Annotated in this window: 1 pseudogene; it reads left to right on the top strand. The window is 47.7% G+C overall.

Annotated features, from left to right (window positions below):
• A pseudogene (gene vmeU / locus R7R78_RS28460) lies at window positions 1-564 on the top strand (multidrug efflux RND transporter periplasmic adaptor subunit VmeU); the annotation flags it as partial.

The raw sequence follows: 564 nt of genomic DNA on the forward strand, positions 1-564 counted from the left end.
TCTCTATTCGCAGTATCGGCCATCGCCTTTGCCGTTCTTACTGGTTGTCAAAGTGATAGCCAAAACGTAGCCGAACAACCGTTGTATGTTTCGACCATTTCAGTTGACGCGCCAGTGAAAAGCCAATATCGAGAGTTTAAAGGGCTAGTTGTTCCTGCTGAACAAACACCCATGGCATTTCGTCGCGCCGGTGAAATTCAACACGTACTAGTGAAAGCTGGTGACGTAGTGAAAGAAGGGCAAATGATCGCCAAGCTGGATGACAGCAAAGAAAAGCAAGCGGTAAATGATGCTGAAGCGCAATACACGCTTGCGATTCGCCAGCTTAAACGAGGTGAAGAACTGCACGGCCGCCAAATGATATCCAAAGCAGAACTGGATGAGCTGACCGCAAACAAGGAACTGGCAGAGGCAAACTTCTATAACGCCACCAACCAGTTGAACTATACGCGTTTATTTGCCCCGTTTGCAGGCAAAGTCTCAGACGTTTTCAAAGAGCGTTTTGAGCGCGTGGCGATTGGCGAACCTGTACTGAACTTGTATCAAAACGATGTGGTTTATGTG

The organism is Vibrio sp. 2134-1, assembly GCF_033339495.1.